This window comes from Flagellimonas oceani, assembly GCF_011068285.1.
GTDB classification, from domain to species: Bacteria; Bacteroidota; Bacteroidia; order Flavobacteriales; family Flavobacteriaceae; genus Flagellimonas; species Flagellimonas oceani.
This window is the reverse complement of the sequence record NZ_CP049616.1, coordinates 2,151,439-2,170,149: the sequence shown is the minus strand read 5'-3', so window position 1 is coordinate 2,170,149 and position 18,711 is coordinate 2,151,439. Positions and strand designations below refer to the sequence as shown.

Genomic DNA, 18,711 nt, shown 5'->3' with positions numbered 1-18,711 from the left:
GTGATTTGAAATTCGGTTTTTTGTCGTGTTGGCGGGTACTCAATTTTATCAGACGAAGGTGGTATACTATGTCCGGCGTTTCCAATCTTATCAAGTATTTCAATAATTTTAAGTATTGAATCAATATCATTATCATGGATGATTTCCTAAATAGGATGAAATTACCCAAAGGGAGTGAAAAGGAAGATCTTGAACAAATATCCAAGGACAAACTACGTCCATTATTTGATTCTAAAAAGTTTCAAATTAGAGAAGAGATGTATAGAGATAAAGGAGTTGATTTTGATATTGAACTAAAGTTTAATGGAAATTATACCAATTTCAGATTTCTAATACAATTAAAAGCAACTAATACTATTGAGTGCAATACAGACAAATCTTATAGTAAGAGTATTGACACTTCTAATATTCAATACTTATTGAATTCTGGAAAGCCATCTTATTACATCTTGTATCATGAGAAATCAAAGGAATTTTATTATTCCAATTTGGGAGATTTTTTGAAAACAATTGGGAGTAAAGAAAAGGATTGGAATAAACAAAAAACTAACACCTTAAGGTTTGAAAAAAGGTTCAATAAAGAGGTAACGGATAAAATTTATCAAACTGTCCTGGATCATGGGAAAAATTTTAGAAAGCTTAATGAAAAAATAGCCCTTTCAACAAAAGATAACTTTGGAAAAATATCGATTACAGATGAAAATTTAAACTTTTATTCCGAAAACGAACTTAGGGACCAAATAGAGCAACATGGATTGGGTTTAATAAATGAGGGAAACTCAAAACTCATTATTAAAGCATCTCATAGTATTTCGAAAAACCTCTATACAAAGCACCCTAAATTTAATTTAGTTTTGGCAATGGCTCACTATCACACAGGTAATATGCTTGAGTCACTTTCTAACCTAAAGGATTCAGGAAAATATTTAAATAAACTTGAAAAGGAGGATTTAAGCCTTCATCAATATTTTATGGCAGCTGTAAAATATTCACTAGGGCTTTTAAACAATAGAGAATATTCAGATTTAATGGACTCAATTGAGGGTTCTAGTTTGCTTCAATATTATATAAAGATTGAAAAGTTGAGCCGTAAACATGAAGATAATTCGCATGATTATTCCTTGAATTCTTATAAAAAAGAATTAGACAAAATCCTAAATAATAAAGATGTTCCAGCTACCATAATAAATTTGGCCCAAATCGAGTATTACAAATTTTGGTCCTTGGATATTAATATCCGTAATCTCCAAAATCTAATGTTACTAAGCAAAGAGATATACAGTCCAGAGGTCATAGAATCTGGGCAACAAATAACAAATCAAATTACAGAAATTCAGTCCTTTCATGAAAACTTAAGAAAAAAGATAGTTGTTGATAAAGATTATTTTAACTATTGGTTATTAGAAACTCATAGGATTAATTACCATTTTGAAGCATTTTTTATTGATGCCATAATAAATGGAGAGAATGCAACCATTATTAGTGGAGTTGAGTTTTTATTGAGTGAGGTTAGAAAAATAAAAAACAAGTATTTGCAAATAGGACATATAGAAAATCAAATCGTTTGTATGTCCTATGAGTACGAAATGTTGGAGTTTTTAAATGAAAGAGTAGACTTGGAAAGGTTGAAAAAAGAAATATGTGATTTATTAGAACTTTATGAATTAAGAGACTTGAAAAGAAGGTTTGACTTAATTCAAAACGGAAGTACAAAGTTAAGTAGGCTAAAGGATTTCTATGAGGAATCAAAGGAGAGTTACGACAAAACCGTTAAAAAAGTAAAAAGTTATATGGAAAAGGTAGCGGCGTTTGACAAAGAAGACAAAAACAGACAAAATTTGCTACCCTCTGAAGTTTACAGTGTTGAATTGTTCCCATTGGGTGTTTTTTCCTTTTCAAAGGAAAATCTTCACGAGTTTTATAAAATACTTGGTATTGAAGAAGCGGAATTGAAAACACAGCTTGAAAATATGTTCCTATTTGTCATCCCACGTCTTAACCTTTTTAAACCAAAAATAGTTCAGGAAGGTTTTTTAAATGGAATACTCGAATATGAAGGTATTAGTAGTTGGAAACTAGCATACGAAAGAAGAAAAAAATTATTTGAGGGCAAGTTTATTAAACGAGATTTATAATAATTACGGTGACTTTTATCAAAAATTGTATTCAACTTTGATGATTTACCAATTCTAGAGTTTATTTCTCATGATATTTGATTATCTCTCGCAAATTATAAGGGAATGACCAGACCAAAACGGCACGATAATCACATACTAGAAACGGAGTCAAATAAATATTTTAAGAATTGTATCCCAAATGAATGGTTTGTAGATAAGCCAGAACATGATTATGGGATTGACTTCATTGTTAATCTTGTTTTGAGGGGATATGTAACCGGTTTAAACTTTTCAGTCCAGTTGAAGAGTATGAAAGTGAATCGCAATGAAGATTTTGCTTGTGTGACTCTAAAACATTCCACTCTGGGCATGTTCAACACACGATTAGAACCTGTGTTAATAATAGCATATGTAAAAGAGGATGAAGAGGCTTATTGGTGTTGGTATGCTGATTTAAAGATTGACCTTACATCTTCACAGAAAAGCTATAGAATTCGAGTGCCAAAGTCAAACAAGCTTAGTGAAATTGATACTAAAGGAATTTTTAGCTATGTGCAGAATGTCTTTGGCATAAAAACCTTTATCGAAGATATTGGTCAATTAGAATACACTCAAATGTCAGATTTTGAAATATTGGCATGGAAGAATTATTTCTCCTGTAAATATGAGGATGCAGCCTTCTATTTACGAAAGCTTCTAAAATCAAATAACAATAGCACAATTTATTTAGAAGCACTTTCATATAGCTTATATCAACTTTTTAACTATCAGGAAGCTCTCTATTATATTAATAAGGCAATTGCTATATCAGAAACTCCAAACAACAAATTAATAAAGGCATGCATCCTTGCGGAAGATGGACTACAAAATAATATTAAATCAAAACTTATTCAGGCAAAAGAATTATTTGCCCAATTTATTTCAGAGTTCCCTAATCAAGACATGTACAACTATAACTATGCCAACACTTTAAATGGTTTGGAAGAAAGTAAAAAGGCACTTGAGTATTACGAAAAGTGCCTAAAAATAAATCCAAATCATTCTCAAGCATGGAAAAATCTAGGCTCAGTTTATTATAAATTAGAGGCTCATGAGAAAGAATTGGAATGCTATGATAAAGCCTTAGCAATAAACCCAAATCTGTCTCAAGCGTTATTTAGTAAGGGCGTTACCCTTTCCCATATATACCAAAAACATGAGGAAGCATTACCTCTAATGTTGAAATCAATTGAGCTTGAAGAATTCACATTTAGAAACTATTCGATTGGCTATTATTGGTTAGCATATGTTTATGAAAAATTAAGTGACTTAAAAAGTGCATTCAAATTCATAAATGATGGTTTGGAGCAATACCCAGAAAACACGTTTCTCCTAAAATTCAAGGCATATTTATCCAATTCGTATTGGAAGGATCATGTTTGGATTAAAGAGGAGGCCATTAAATTTTTTGAGTATCGATTATCGGTCAAAGCCAATTTTGAGAATTTATATTATCTAATAATAATTAGAGAAATTAATGACGAAGAAACCATTTTAAATTTAATTGCTGAATACATACCCTTATTCAAAACACTTACAACAGAGAATCTTAATAAATGCAAGATCAAAATATTTGATCACATATCCTTCCTACGTCACTACAACCAGTATATGGATTTTAGACACCAATTTCCTTTATCTAGGTACACTGACCATTTGGTTTCTGATTTTTACATTATATCATCCGAATTTTGGGATATTCTAGATTTGGTTTTTGCCACCAGCTATAGTGCTGCATTGTTGGAGTATCGTAATGGAATGACCTCTGAATATATTGCTGAAAAAATTTTATCAAGATTATTGTATGCGCCAAATTCAATTTTCGAGTTGATACCAAGCAAAGATTTTTCAAAGGACGAATCAATATCCATTGTTTCTCATAATTACATAGAATTTCCGAATATAATAATAAGAGAATTTGGAGCACAAGTAGGTTATATAACGGGGGTATTGGGTCTGAATAAACCTAATTCTGCGGAACATTTACCTGAAAAATGGGTTGATGCTCTAAGAGAAAAAATTTTTATTAATCTCAATGAAAAACTCAAATTAATTGAAAAGGAAAAATGACTAAATATGGCAAGAAAGGGAAGGAAATTTGAAGTATTAGTTGAATCACTTGAAAAACATGCACTAAATAAAGAGGGAGTAATTTCTTCACCGGGGTATCTGATGGATGAAGTGACCAATCAAATGAGAGAAGTTGATGTTTTGATAGAAACTAAAATTGGAACTTCCAATATTTCAATTGTTCTTGAATGCAGAGATAGGAAAATGAAACAAGACCTAACTTGGATAGAACAACTAAATTCTAAATTGAAAGATATAAATGCCGATAAGATAATTGCTGTTTCATCGTCAGGATTTAGCAAATCAGCATTGGAAAAGGCTAAACGTTACGGAATAGAAACTAGGTCATTCGATGAAATCGATAAAAATATAATTGAATCTTGGTGGCAGGTAACCCACATTGATTTTATTAGTAAGCAGTTCAGAATAGTATACTTTTATCCTTATCTAGAGGACAAAGACTTTTTCAAAAAGTATAGAATACCAATAAATTCAGAAGAAAAATACATTTTAGACACCTCTGAAAATCGTTTGGTGAGCGCATCTGAATTATTTCAAGAAAATTGTAATCAAATCCAAAGTCTTTGGGGAAGTCTCATTCCTAATGGTAAAGCGTCAAGGGATAGAATCAATATTGATTGTGATAATCCAGAAAGAGAATTGCAATTTGTTTTTAATGAGCATAAAAGTAAAATTTTAAAAATTGAATATGTTGCTGATATATTTATAGTTGGCAAGAAAATCCCACTAAGCAAAGTATCAAGTTATACTTCACCAGATTCTACCATATCTCACATAATTGAATACGATGGATTTCCAATAAAAAACAAAAACTTGCTCAGAATAATAAGAAGTAAAGATGGAAATTCTATAATATCCTTTGGGCAAGAATAATTCCAAAAATATACTATGCTCAAAGTTTTCCTTGAAAATTTAAGTTACCTGTTTTTTAAGAAATTTAGGTATGCTGTTTTGTAATAGGATTAAAGTAACCATTCATGATTAGAGCTGAAGATCACCCAATCTTTAGGAGTGGTTATTTTACAATAAGTATTATTAATAATGAAACTCTTTTTAAAAGACCTATTAGAGAATCAAATTATACACACTGATAGTGTTTTTGGTACAAAATTTGTTTTATAAGGTTTAATTTATATAATTTTGTACCATATATAGAAACAATGGCAATAGCAATTAAATCTATACCTGTATTAAAAGATAAGGCAGCAGCTCATTTTACTGTTAAAATAGCTGAAAACTCTGCTAAGAAATCTTCTATTGACTTTTCTAAACAAACTTCTGTTGCTTCAAAGATTTTAGCTAAAGCTAAATTATAATCTTTTGCTTTGGGTTTTCTACTTGAAAGTTGCACGTTAAAACCCTACAATCAAGAAATCATTGATAGTTGTCAACCTTTTGATTGTGATCATCCTGATTTAAATGATTTTTTTAGAAATGATGTGGAAAATTATTCTGCTGAACTTTTAGGAAAAACTTATTGTTTTACTCTTGATGAAGATCCATCAATAATTGTTTGTGCTTTTACAATATCAAATGATAGTATTAAAACCACGCATCTTCCAAATTCTAGGAAAAAGAAAGTAATTAGGGAAATACCACGTGAAAAACATATGAGAAGCTATCCTGCGGTTCTAATTGGTCGTTTGGGAGTTCACAAAGATTATAGAAATGTTGAAGGTGAAGAGGATAATACTGGAAAACAATTAATGGATTTCATTAAGTCTTGGTTTATAGATGGAGCAAATAAAACAGGATGTCGTTTTATTGTTGTGGATTCATATAATGAACCCAGGGCATTAAGATATTATGCTAAAAATGGTTTTGAAAGTCTATTTTCTACTGAAGAACAGGAGAGGGAATTTACAGGTTTACCGGATGAAGTAAAGCTGTCAACGAGACTATTATTCTTTGACTTGATAGTTTTGGCAAAAGAATAGACATACAATTACTTGAAAATGTAGAGCTATATTTTATCGAGTTAATATTTGGATTTTATGTTTGAATCCAAATAGTTTAAATTTTAATCTTATTTTTACTAGTAGTTAAACACATAAAATTTGTGTTCAAAAGTTGTTTTTTGCTTTCCGTGTTCTTAACGGGAATACCTTCAAGATTGCAGAGTTAAAACAATGATTTTCAATATGATAAGATTTTGTCGATGATTCAGTCATCCCGACTTACCTTATTTAAGTAAAATCAAAACACTGTTAATCTTATGATTTTCAGTGTTTTGTGTTTTTTGGCATATCATCTAAAATCAATTAAAACCATATAAAAGGTGTAGAGTTCGGTGAATGGTTCCGTACGTTCATTGTGCATAATTTAGATAGCGTTTGACGCTGTTCATGGGTGTTTTGCAAACCTGTTTTTGTCAAAGCCTAAAGTTATGTATTATACGCAATTCCAAGTACTTCTATTAGTCATTATTCCGAACTAGATTAGATTTTGGTTATTTCCTTCCTTTTTTTGGTTACCCCGACCACAGACCCACCCACTAATTTTGTCGTGTAACAATGATGAAATTAAATCGAGGAACCATGAAAACAATCAATTTTATAACCCACGTACTACTATCGTTTGTTATGGTGGGATTGAGCACACAGGCACAGACAACGGACATTGGTGTTGAAAACAAGAAAAAGATTGAAAATTCCTTGCAACTTTTCAAGCAGTTATCGAAAGATATTGCAATTGATAAGGAGTTTAACTACCGACAGGAACTTAAGGCATCCCGGTCTGAACAGACCATGTTCTATTTCAGGGACACGACCCTGAGCAAGACCCAATTGTTGAGACACCTTAAAAGAGCAGCAAGAAACTCGGACAACAGCATCCAATTCAAGAGGTACTTTCTGGAAAAGCAATTGCACTTTATCAATGATCTGGACAGGAGAACCATTTCCGGCGTGTATGATGCCATGCGTTCAAAAACCTTGAACGGGTACTTGGATATATTGGCGGTATTCGCAGCCACTGACCGAATAGTGCCGACTATGGCACGTAGTTAAGATTTTGGTCATTTTTAAAAATAATATGGTTATCAAGAATGGCAACACCTCCAATAATTTTGCTCACATAATCTAAAATCAAAGTAGAAATCATGATAAGACTAAATTTAAACACAAAGAAAAACCTGACCATAGGCATAATGGTCCTGGCGATATCGGTATTCATTTATGCTTTCACGACCGCAGAAAATGAAACTGAAAAACAAGAAGCAGAGGTGGCCGCACTTCCAGTTGAGGTGGCCCAACCCATTTATGAAAAGATTACCGAGTGGGACGAATACACCGGTAGGTTCGAGGCCAGCAGTAGGGTAGAGGTCCGTGCCCGTGTGAGCGGCTTTTTGGAGAAAGTCAACTTCCAGGACGGTGAACATGTGAAAAAAGGACAAGTACTGTTCGTTATCGACCAAAGACCTTACAGAATTGCATTGGATGAGGCAAAGGCCAATTATGCCCAAGCGCTGGCATCGCTAAAAACAGCGCAGGACAATTTTGAAAGGGTAGAATCCTTAAGGGAGACAGGAGCGTTGTCCATTGAGGAATACGATAGAAGAAAACAGGCGCTGGTCCATGCAGAGGCCAGTATCCAATTGGCACAGGCCAAGGTAGACAATGCCAAACTCAATTTGGAATTCACGGAAGTAAAAGCTCCCATCTCTGGACTTGTAAGTAGGGATAGGGTCAATGGAGGAAACCTAGTGGATGGCGGAAGTGCGAATTCCACCTTGTTGACCACCATTGTTGCCACTAGCCCCATTCATTTCTATTTTACCGGAAGTGAATCCGATTACCTGAGATATGTACGCTTGGCCAGAAGCGGGGAACGCGGTGAGGCCCGTTCCGAAGCATTGCCTGTTTTTATAAAACTATTGGATGAGGATGAATTCGTGCACGAGGCCACCTTGGATTTTGTGGACAACGAAATCGACAACAATTCCGGGACCATTGAAAGCAGGGCGGTCCTTGAAAACAAAGATCATCTGTTGGAACCCGGAATGTATGGCAAGGCCCGATTAGTGGGAAGTGCGGAACATAAGGCCTTGATGGTTCCCGATGAGATCATAGGCACCAATCAGTCCATCCGGTTTATCTATGCCTTGTCAGATGATAATCAAGTGGTCAGCAAGGCCGTTACCTTGGGCCCCTTGCATTCCAATGGGTTGAGAATCGTTCGTGAAGGTATTTCACCTGACGACAGGGTCATTGTCAACAATATTCAAAAAATAAGGCCGGGCATGGTTGTGAATCCTTCACAAGTAGCCATACAGGGCGAGGTAAATAACCTGACAACCGTGGCCCAAGTAGATTGATATTGGAATAGTAGCCAACAGCAAAATTAGAATCATCAACAAGTATACTTCTTTTGCCTTCCAACCCTTAGTTGAACATGGGGGTTGGATGGGCACAGGGAAAGCTATTATCAAAAAGTAAAGCAATGAAATTCAGTCATATATTTATTAAAAGGCCCATATTCGCCGCAGTACTCAGCGTACTGATCCTGATCGTGGGCGGCCTGGCATACGTCTCTTTGCCCATCTCTCAATTTCCGGACGTGGCGCCTCCTACCATCGAGGTAGTGGCCGTTTATCCCGGAGCAAATGCACAGACCCTTTCCGAGAGCGTAGCGGCACCGTTGGAAAAAGAGATCAACGGGGTGGAGGATATGATCTACATGACCTCGCAGTCATCAGCAGATGGCCGTGTGGTATTACAGGTAGCCTTTGAGTTGGGAACTGACCTCGACAAAGCACAGGTGCAGGTGCAGAACCGGGTGGCCATAGCAGAGCCACGCCTGCCCGAATCTGTAAAACGATTGGGAATCACGACCAAAAAAATATCCCCGGATATGTTGATGGTAGTCAATATGTATTCACCGAACAAGACCTACGACCAGACCTATATGGGCAACTATGCGGTGCTACAGCTGAAAGACGAACTCGCCCGTATTAAAGGAGTCGGTGATATCCAAATCTTTGGAGCGGCCGAATATGCCATGCGTATCTGGCTCAATCCTGATAAAATAGCAACATTGGATATCACTGCCGGAGAAGTGGTCGCTGCCTTGCGAGCACAGAATATTCAGATTGCCAGTGGTACGCTAAATACCTTGCCCTCTGGGAGCCAATCCGCCTTTGAGGTCAATATACAGACCCAGGGAAAACTGGTGACCACCGAACAGTTCGAGAATGTCATTATCAAATCCAGTGAAGATGGACGGATTGTACGGTTAAAGGATATAGGTCGAGTGGAACTTGGTGCGCAAAACTATGCCACCAAGGGATATTTGGGAAAGGATCCCGCTATTGCCATGCCCATTTTCCAACAACCGGGAGGGAACGCCTTGGAGACTGCCTCACAGATTCAGGATAAAATGAAGGAACTCTCCAAAAACTTTCCAAATGATCTGGAGTATAAAATAGCCTATAATCCCACGGAATTTATCCAAAAGTCTGTCGATGAAGTGTACCACACCATTTTTGAAGCAGTGATTTTGGTGGTCTTGGTGATTTTGTTGTTCCTCCAGTCGTGGCGGGCGGCCATAATCCCGATTCTCGCCATTCCCGTTTCCCTTATCGGAACTTTTGCGGTGATGCAGGCCATTGGATTCTCGCTGAATAATTTAACCCTGTTCGGATTGGTGCTTGCCATTGGTATTGTGGTGGATGATGCCATTGTAGTGGTCGAAAATATGGAACGATATCTGGCGAAGGGGCTATCCCCCAAAGAGGCAGCTTTTAAGACGATGGATGAGGTTGGGGGAGCCCTGGTTGCCATTGGGTTGGTGTTGATCGCCGTTTTTATTCCCACCGCATTTTTGGAGGGTATTTCCGGACAATTTTACAAACAGTTTGGGATGACGATTGCTGTGGCCACCGCCATTTCGGTTTTCGTATCCCTTACCTTGAGCCCGGCCATGGCCGCATTGCTCATGAAGCATGAAGAAAAATCGAGCACAAAGAAAACACCTGTATGGTTAAGGCCATTGGCCTTTATCGGAAACCGCTTCAACGGTTTTATGGATTGGATTTCGGATAAATATGGTAAGGCCGTTCAAAAATTGGTGCGTACCGCCACGATGGTCATGGCAGTTTATTTTGGACTGATCGTCATTACAGGATTTGAGTTTAACCGTGTGCCACAAGGATTTATTCCAGCCATGGACCAGCAGTATTTTATTACCATTGTCCAGCTTCCTCCGGGTTCCTCATTAACGAGGACCGACAAAGTGGTCCGTGAGGTACTTGATTTGGGCTTGGACATCGATGGTGTGGAAAATGCCGTTTCCTTTACTGGGTTTGATGCAGCATCGTTTACCAATGCTTCCAATGCTGCAGCAGTCTTCTTGACCTTGGAAGATTTTGAGCTTCGCAATGATAAAGGACTCGGCTATGAAGAATTATTGGGGACAGTAAGGGCAAAGTTCTCCCAAATTGATGATGCCATTGTATTGGTCATCCCGCCACCATCGGTAAGAGGTATCGGTAATGCAGGAGGGTTTAGGATGATGGTTCAGGATAGGGGTAACTTGGGCACCGAAGAACTGCTCAAGGCCACCAATGAGCTGGCCATGGCAGCCAACCAAGACCCGATATTGAACAACGTGTTCAGCTTTTTCAATAACCAAACGCCGCAATTGTTCTTGGATATCGACCGTGTAAAGGCCGAAAAATTGGGGATAGATGTGGGAGATATATTCCAATCGTTGGAGATTTATATGGGTTCCGCCTTTGTGAACGAGTTCAATTACTTGGGACGGACTTTTCAAGTGACGGCCCAGGCCGATGCTCCAAACCGATTGACTCCCGACGATATTTCCAGGATCAAGGTGCGCAATGATAAAGGAGAGATGGTGCCCTTGGGTACGGTCTCACAGCAAGAGGATATATCGGGTCCTTCACGAATCCCTAGGTTCAACCTCTATCCATCGGCTTCGCTCAACGGGGATTTTACGCCGGGATATAGCTCTGGCGAAGGGCTGGACAGAATGGAAGAATTGGCTGCGGAAATATTGCCGCCAGGGATATCCTATCAATGGACAGAAATCGCCTATCAGGAAAGAAAAGCGGGCAATACCGCAGGCATAGCGTTTTTGTTGGCCGTCGTATTTGTGTTCCTATTGTTGGCCGCCCAGTTCGAGAGCTTGGTATTGCCATTGGCAGTCATCTTTATTGTGCCCATGGTATTGCTATCGGCAATGATAGGTGTTGACTTGGCCGGTCTTGACAATAACATCATGGTGCAGATTGGTCTCGTTGTTCTGGTAGGTTTGGCAAGTAAGAATGCCATTTTGATCGTGGAGTTCGCCAAACAATTGGAGGACCAAGGGGAAGAATTAAAAACAGCAGTTATTGAAGCTTCAAAGTTGAGATTGAGACCCATTTTAATGACGGCCATGGCCTTCATCCTAGGGGTTGTACCATTGGCCATTGCCACGGGAGCTGGTTCGGAACTGCGCGTGTCCTTGGGTATAGCCGTATTCAGTGGAATGCTCGGTGTGACCGTTTTCGGAATCTTCCTTACCCCCGTGTTCTATTATCTGGGCAGAAAATGGTCCTTAAAAAGAGCTTCAAGGGAAGAGAAGGAGCTGGTTCATCAATTAAATTAAAACTAGAAACCATGAAAAATTCAATTATACTATCAATAATCGCACTTCTGCTGGTATCCTGTGGGGTCACAAAAAGAGACTACAGCGTGGGGAACAAAGCGGATGTGGATTCAAGTTTCCTCAAAACGGAAATCAAAGAGGAGGCTTATACCGAAGCAGCGATAACAAAAGAATGGTGGTCAGAATTCAATGACCCGATTCTTGACACCCTCATTGAGAAGGCCAGAAAACATAATCTGGATATTAATTCGGCCGTGGCCAATTACAAGGCTTCACGTGCTTTTCTGAAAGAAAACAAATTGGACCGATTGCCCACAGTAACAGCCAATGGCAATTATACACGTACCCGTTTGGGTGAGAACGTTTTTGTTCAGGGCAGTAACCCAACGTTCAACACCTATAACGCAAGTTTTGATGCTTTCTGGGAGGCTGACCTTTTCGGGAGGGTAACCAATAGAATCAAAGGGGCGTATGCCAATAGTCATCTTGCTTTGGCGGATATGCACGGAATGTATGTAAGTATTTTTGCCGAAGTGGCCAATAATTACATGGAGCTGCGCGGTACCCAGTATTTGCTCGATATTGCCCAACGTAATTTAGAGGGACAACAGGAAACCTATGAGCTCACCGTCAAGTTAACTGAAGCAGGTACCAGTAACAGCCTTGATGTATCCAGAGCATTGGCCCAGTTGGAAAGTACCCGTGCCAGTATTCCGCCATTGGAAGCGAGAATAGAAGCATTAAAGAACAGTTTGAGCGTACTTATCGGAGAGGTACCGGGAAATCTGGACAATACCATTGTCGATAAAAAGCCTTTGCCAAGTTTACCGGGAACAGTCGAGTTGGGAGATATTAGGGAAATGCTCAGAAGAAGGCCCGATGTTCGTAGGGCGGAGGCCGCTCTTCAGGTACGGATTGCGGAATATAACATTTCAGTGGCCGACCTGTACCCCAAGATTGAGTTTGGTGGATCCGTTGGGTTCTCAGCGGTTGATTTTGCCAATTTTGGTGAAAAACCATCCTTTACCTGGACCCTAATGCCGAGTATCAGTTGGGCCGCATTTAATCTGGGCCGTGTAAAACAGCAGATCAAAAGGAGCGATGCCCGGACCATTGCAGCCCTTAATCAATATGAGAAAGCGGTATTGCAAGGATTGGAGGACATCAAGACCTCCTTGGCAAACTATAGCAAAGAGCTGGAACGAAGGGAAATCCTGCGTATATCGTCCGAAGCAAGTGCGCAAGCTGCCACTTTTGCCAAGCAGCGATTTAATTCCGGATTGGACAGTTTTATCGATTACCTAAATGCCGATAACGCTTTGTTGCAGGCAGAGAATGCATTAGCTTTAAGCGAGATTTCGTCGGCAACCTCCCTAATAGCCATTTACAAGGCTTTGGGCGGTGGATGGGAAATCATTTCAGAGGAAGAGTTGGATACAAAATTTGAAAACCTGCATCTGGCCAATGCCGATGCCAATTAAAACTTAGGTTGTAAGGTGGGACGGTGAATTGTGACAAAATGATACCGACCCACTACATGATATATGAACAAGGCCGATATACCTGTTTTTGAAAATACGAACGATCTACATGAGGCCATTGGTTTTGCCCATAGGAGTCACATGCCCAACTTTGATGTGTTTCCGGTAGAGGATATGGAAGCCTCGTCCAGAAGGTGCATGCCGCCCTATCGACAAGGATTTTATCAGATAGGATTGTTGAACTATACGGGTAAAAGCCAGCTCAACCTCAATACGGATACCTTGGAACTGAATGAGTTTCCGTTGTGGTTTGTGGTTCCGGGACAGGTGTTCTCTTGGTTCAGGGACGAGAAGATGTCAGGATATTATGTGATGTTCAGGAAGGAGTTTTTGATCAATACATTTCCGGATCTGCAGAAGGATTTTCCTTTTTTGAAAATGTCCGAAAACAATGTGCTGATGCTGACCAAAGAAGAACATGAGTCGTTGTATTTTGATATGGAGCGGATGCATTCGGTATTTAAGAACCCGCATCCGTATCAAGAAAAAATGTTGGAGGGTATGCTCGGTTCCCTGTTGTATTTCTGTAAGGCAATCCATGAGCGCCACAAAACAACAGAAAATCACTTGAGCCGATCGCAGATCATTGCGAATCAATTTGAAGCGTTGGTGGATAAAATGTATGTGGACACCAAAAACGTGAGCGATTATGCGGAAGAATTGAACATAACACCCAATTACCTGACCACGACCATCAAGAAATTGACGGGCAAAAGTGCCAAGGACATCATTCAGGAACGGCTTTTGATGGAAAGTAAGAGCCTGTTGAAATATTCGGGGCTCGATATTGCTGAGATCGCCTATCGCCTCAACTTTCAAGAACCAACACATTTTACCAGGTTCTTTAAAAATTTGAGCGGTGTAACGCCAAATCAGTTCAGAAGGATGTAAAAAGTTTAAATACCGATTTGACCAACAATAAATTGAAAAAGAACATTATCACCAATGAAAAACCATATGCTAAATTTGTAAAATGAAATAAATGAGTGATGAAGAATGATAAATATGTTGCCGTTGTAACGGAGGCCGGTAACGGATTGGGCCATAAATTGGCCAAGATCTTATTGGAAAATGGGTATCAGGTCGTACTTGCGGCCTGCGGAGAAAGTTTTGAGTTGCTTTCCAAGGACGGCGAGGAATTGCATGGATACGAGCTTTTGCAAGTTGATTTCAGCTCGGAGGCCAGTTTGGGGATATTGAAAAATACCCTGGATGAATCCTATGGCAAATTGGACCTTTTGATCAATAACGCCGAAATCGTCAACGGTTTTGGCCACAAGATCGATCAGATCAATATAGAGGATATCAAGGAGGTCTACGAGATCAATTTTTTCTCAATCATTCGGACCATACAAACACTTAAGCCTTTATTGAACCGGAGTGACGACCCGAGAATCATCAATATCACCAGTTCCTTGGGCGACATCAATAAAATGAAGGACGAAGACTTTTGTTATTCAAATTATAGCCTTACCGCTTATTCCACTTCAAAAGCGGCCCTTAACATGTTTACGCATTTGCAGTGCAAGGAGTTTAAGCCGTCAAAAATCAAAATGTACAGTTTTGACCCGGTGAACATGAAAAATTGTACGTATAACTCCGTAATTATTTGCGACGGTATCAAGGATGAGTTTATTGGCCTTATCGAAAGAAATCCGATGAATGGGTAAGTGCTCCATAAAAGTACATCAAAGTATGAATTTTAGAAATTTTAATGGCTGATAACGTGTTTTTTACGTGATTACCTATTCAGAAAACTAAATTTATCTAATCTTTTTTGAAAAATAAGGGGAGTCGTCCCACCTCACCTTTCGGTATTTGGTTTCCGACTTTAACGCATCCGGAAGGCTGTTCCATATTGACTGGCTCATTTTCTCCAACAAGAGCTTTTTGGAAAAGGTGTCGGTGGTAACATGACCGCTGTGACGGCCCTTAAGGCAAAGGCCGAGAACGGACCTGAAATCAAGGCACAGATTTTATTGTGGCCCGTTACCGATGCATCCTTTAGCCAAGAGTCCTATCAAAAATTCGCCACAGGTAGGTTTTTGACCGTACCGGTAATGAAATGGATGTGGGACCAATACACCACAGACCCTGAAGAAAGAAAATCTATTTACGCCTCACCTTTACAGGCAAGTGTAGATGAATTAAAAGGACTCCCGCCCGCAGTGATCTTGGTGGCCGAGAACGATATTCTTAGGGATGAAGGAGAGGCCTATGGCCGTAAATTGGATGCGGCCGGAGTGGAAGTGACCACGGTCCGTTACAATGGCACCATACATGATTTTGGATTGTTGAACGCACTGGCCAATCAACCTTCCACAAAGGCGATGTTGGACCACGCCGCAGCCGAACTGAAAAAATACTTGAAATAACATTGAACCATTGATGTTGGGTGTGGTTTTGATCGATAGGGGCTGGAAGAATGATTCCGGCCCTTGTCTTTTGTTGACCAAGACAACTCAAAAGAAGAATTATTAAGTGAAAAGGTAAGTCAAGAACAATTTAAATTTTAAAGGGATTGATAAGGTTTGAATTCATTTAAAACCATCCAAAAGCTCTTGAGTTCAGTAAATGTCTCGCTCTTAAAATTGCTAATTTGTGGCTACACCTTCAACAAAGAGTAAAATAAAAGCGATAATGCCCAGTATCACCAAAATGGAAACAATTATCACCCAGGGAAACCTGTTCTTTTGACTGTTTGTGGTCTGGTTTCTAAAATTGGCACCTTTTCTCCCTTTTGTCGGCATCGGTGCACTGTCTTTCGCCTCCCAGTCTGTTTTTTTACCTTTCTTTTCCATTTTAATTTTTTTTAAAAAGCGATGTTCCATGTTACTTGCCCTTTAATAATTTGAGATAGTTTGTGTAAATGGCAACGCTTCTAGATGATTCAACAATCATTGTTTTTTAAAAACTAATTGTGGCAAGTCAAAAAAATTGCCTTGATAGGAACAAAAATTATCGCTATCACAAGAATTTTGGTTGGACTTTTAACCTTGAAGAGCGTTACAAATCAATATTTATGTAAGAATCGAATTCAGCAGAAGTATAACAACAAGCAAGAGTATGCCAAGATAACATATCCAATAATGATGAAGTTTGATAGGATTTTCACCAAATAGAAATTTGCTCACTTTGAATAAGGAAGAGCGGTGATTTGAAACAAACCGATACACAATATCACTGATTGCCCTAAAAAAGGGATATGTAGTGTACCAAGAAATGAGAAAGGCCCATGTGGGCTTTTTTTCCAACGTTTTATAGGCCGCACCTGCCCCGCTATAAATTTTACCATTGGTGTCTATTAAGCGTATGGCCTTTTGGAACTTCTTTTCAGATATTTCTTTGATGCCTTGATGAATTTCTTGGTAGGGGGCGTAGAGGACCGAACTTCCCGTAAGATGCTTTAATCGGGTCACCCAATACTTGCAAAACCCACATTGCCCGTCCCATATCAGCAAAGGGGCAGTTGGTCTGTATGTGGAAAAAGTGGGAAGTTCCATAAAAGTGTTCTATTGTCATATGGGCAAAAAGGCCAAAATCGATTGAACTAAAAAGTTACCAAAAAAAATAATGGAGAAAAAGAGCAGCTTTAATAAGGTCAACATTTTACCGCTTACAGTTAAAGTTTAACGGGTTTCCATAGCTAGATGGAATGGATTCTGCTATACTTGTTCAGGTATTCCAAGGGGGTCAGCCGTGTATGTTTCTTAAAAACATCCCTAAAGGCCTTCGGGTCGTTGTAACCGACCTCGTACATTACTTCATTGACCGTTTTTCTCCCTTTTTCAAGTTCTTTCTTGGCCGCTTCGATTTTAACCCGCTGCAGGTATTCAATAACTGTGTTCGATGTAGCTTTTTTAAAACGTCTCTCAAAAGTTCTTCGGCTCAGGGCGACTTTCTCCGAAAGTTCGTCCACGGTAATTTTTTCGGGATAGTTCTGTTCTATAAACTCCTGTGCCTTGAGCACCTCTTTGTCGTTGTGCGATTTTTGGCCCTTGAAGATAATGAAGGGCGATTGGCTCATCCGGCTGATATCAATTTCAAAAATTTTTGAAGAGAGCACGGCCATTTCGCGGCCTGCGAATTTTTCCACCAAATAAAGGTTAAGGTTCAAGGAGGAATATGCACCTCCACTCGTATACAATCCGTTCTCGTCGGTTATGATCTTGTCATCTATCAAGTTCACTTGCGGGTACATTTCCCTAAACTCGCTTGCAGCCAACCAGTGGGTGGCACATTCCCTTCCATCCAACAGGCCAGTGCCGGCCAATATAAACGCACCGATGCATAAACTTGCCACTTCGGCACCTTTGCCATACTGTTCTTTGATCCAAGGAATAAATGCGCTGTTTTTGGACACCACCTCGTTGTAGTCGCCATGTATGGCCGGGATAATGATCAGGTCCGTCCTATCTATCTCACCAATCGTTGAATCGGGTATAATGCTGAACATACCATTGCTCAACCTTGAGCTGTGGTGCGTGCCAACAAGATGGGTGGAGAACAAGGGGCCCTTGCCCGACCTTTTAAGGGCATCATTGGTCATGTTGAACATTTTAAAGGTAGCCTCCAAATTGCTCAGGCTCGAATCGCCTTCGGGAACAAGAATCGAGATATGTTTCATTTTCTGAAAATCAATGGATTGGTATACATTCAAAGATATGGTAAAGCACTGTCGCAATCAACCCGCCATATTGACGTAATTATACCCCCAAAGTACGGATTGGTACTTTTATATTTGATAACCCATTGAATATTAATCAAAAAGAAAAGGATGAGACAAGTCATATTATCAATGTTGATATCCGTTGACGGTTATATCGAAGGCATGGACAATGACATTGAATGGCATGTTTGGAATGATGAGATGCAGACCTATATGATGGACTTTATGGAAACTGTGGACACCTTCATCTACGGTAGAAAATCGTACGAGCTAATGCTTGATTATTGGCCCCAAAAGCAAGGGGAGTTTGCCGATATCATGAACAAAACCCCAAAAATTGTATGCTCCACCACACTACGGGAAGCAAAAATGAATGCAAGAGTGGTAAACAAAAACCTGGTTGAAGCCATAGAAAACGAAAAAGCAAAGCAGGGAAAGGATATGGTGCTGTTCGCCGGGGCAGATCTGGCATCATCATTTATGGAACATAACCTGATAGATGAGTATAGGCTAATTGTAAATCCGGTAGTTCTGGGCAAGGGAACGCCATTGTTCCAGAACCAAAAACAGCAACAGTTAAAATTGGTGGGAGCCAAGGCGTTTGCCTGTGGTAATGTACTGCTTACCTATAAACCCAAATAAC

16 protein-coding genes are annotated in these 18,711 nt (G+C 39.2%); 13 read left to right on the top strand and 3 right to left on the bottom strand.

Features of this window, described 5'->3' with window-relative positions:
• Window positions 1-134: 134 nt before the first annotated feature.
• The 12 genes from GVT53_RS09980 (at window position 135) to GVT53_RS09925 (ending at window position 15,774) form a co-directional block, all read left to right on the top strand.
• On the top strand, window positions 135-2,135 hold the full coding sequence (locus tag GVT53_RS09980; RefSeq protein ID WP_166248521.1) for a DUF4365 domain-containing protein: 2,001 nt from the start codon (window positions 135-137) through the stop codon (window positions 2,133-2,135).
• Between the two features lie 105 nt (window positions 2,136-2,240).
• Complete coding sequence (locus GVT53_RS09975; RefSeq protein WP_166248520.1) at window positions 2,241-4,226, top strand: DUF4365 domain-containing protein; 1,986 nt, start codon at window positions 2,241-2,243, stop codon at window positions 4,224-4,226.
• 6 nt (window positions 4,227-4,232) lie between these two features.
• Window positions 4,233-5,120, top strand: a complete 888-nt coding sequence (locus GVT53_RS09970; RefSeq protein ID WP_166248519.1) for a restriction endonuclease — start codon at window positions 4,233-4,235, stop codon at window positions 5,118-5,120.
• Between the two features lie 287 nt (window positions 5,121-5,407).
• Window positions 5,408-5,563 (top strand): hypothetical protein, encoded by a 156-nt coding sequence (locus GVT53_RS09965; RefSeq protein WP_166248518.1) that lies wholly within the window; start codon window positions 5,408-5,410, stop codon window positions 5,561-5,563.
• 9 nt (window positions 5,564-5,572) lie between these two features.
• Window positions 5,573-6,184, top strand: a complete 612-nt coding sequence (locus GVT53_RS09960; RefSeq protein ID WP_166248517.1) for a GNAT family N-acetyltransferase — start codon at window positions 5,573-5,575, stop codon at window positions 6,182-6,184.
• 600 nt (window positions 6,185-6,784) lie between these two features.
• Entirely contained in the window at window positions 6,785-7,255 is a 471-nt protein-coding gene (locus GVT53_RS09955; protein WP_166248516.1) for a hypothetical protein, read from the top strand.
• A gap of 92 nt (window positions 7,256-7,347) precedes the next feature.
• Complete coding sequence (locus GVT53_RS09950; protein ID WP_166248515.1) at window positions 7,348-8,562, top strand: efflux RND transporter periplasmic adaptor subunit; 1,215 nt, start codon at window positions 7,348-7,350, stop codon at window positions 8,560-8,562.
• 125 nt (window positions 8,563-8,687) lie between these two features.
• Complete coding sequence (locus GVT53_RS09945; protein ID WP_166248514.1) at window positions 8,688-11,858, top strand: efflux RND transporter permease subunit; 3,171 nt, start codon at window positions 8,688-8,690, stop codon at window positions 11,856-11,858.
• Window positions 11,859-11,869: 11 nt separating this feature from the next.
• On the top strand, window positions 11,870-13,339 hold the full coding sequence (locus tag GVT53_RS09940; protein ID WP_166248513.1) for an efflux transporter outer membrane subunit: 1,470 nt from the start codon (window positions 11,870-11,872) through the stop codon (window positions 13,337-13,339).
• Window positions 13,340-13,402: 63 nt separating this feature from the next.
• Complete coding sequence (locus GVT53_RS09935) at window positions 13,403-14,290, top strand: helix-turn-helix domain-containing protein (protein ID WP_166248512.1); 888 nt, start codon at window positions 13,403-13,405, stop codon at window positions 14,288-14,290.
• Window positions 14,291-14,388: 98 nt separating this feature from the next.
• Complete coding sequence (locus GVT53_RS09930) at window positions 14,389-15,069, top strand: SDR family NAD(P)-dependent oxidoreductase (RefSeq protein ID WP_166248511.1); 681 nt, start codon at window positions 14,389-14,391, stop codon at window positions 15,067-15,069.
• Between the two features lie 243 nt (window positions 15,070-15,312).
• The gene (locus tag GVT53_RS09925; protein WP_166248510.1) at window positions 15,313-15,774 is read left to right on the top strand and encodes an alpha/beta hydrolase fold domain-containing protein; all 462 of its coding nucleotides are present in this window, start codon (window positions 15,313-15,315) and stop codon (window positions 15,772-15,774) included.
• A gap of 219 nt (window positions 15,775-15,993) precedes the next feature.
• On the opposite strand, the gene GVT53_RS09920 is transcribed toward GVT53_RS09925, so the two are convergent.
• From GVT53_RS09920 to GVT53_RS09910, 3 genes are all read right to left on the bottom strand, one after another.
• Entirely contained in the window at window positions 15,994-16,200 is a 207-nt protein-coding gene (locus GVT53_RS09920) for a hypothetical protein (RefSeq protein WP_166248509.1), read from the bottom strand.
• A 219-nt stretch (window positions 16,201-16,419) separates the two neighbouring features.
• The gene (locus GVT53_RS09915; protein ID WP_166248508.1) at window positions 16,420-16,902 is read right to left on the bottom strand and encodes a thiol-disulfide oxidoreductase DCC family protein; all 483 of its coding nucleotides are present in this window, start codon (window positions 16,900-16,902) and stop codon (window positions 16,420-16,422) included.
• Between the two features lie 143 nt (window positions 16,903-17,045).
• Window positions 17,046-18,026 carry a GlxA family transcriptional regulator gene (locus GVT53_RS09910; protein ID WP_166248507.1) on the bottom strand — a complete coding sequence of 327 codons (981 nt, stop codon included), beginning with the start codon at window positions 18,024-18,026 and terminating at the stop codon, window positions 17,046-17,048.
• Between the two features lie 150 nt (window positions 18,027-18,176).
• Between GVT53_RS09910 and GVT53_RS09905 the strand changes: the two genes are divergently transcribed.
• On the top strand, window positions 18,177-18,710 hold the full coding sequence (locus tag GVT53_RS09905) for a dihydrofolate reductase family protein (protein ID WP_166248506.1): 534 nt from the start codon (window positions 18,177-18,179) through the stop codon (window positions 18,708-18,710).
• The last annotated feature ends 1 nt before the right edge of the window (window position 18,711 follow it).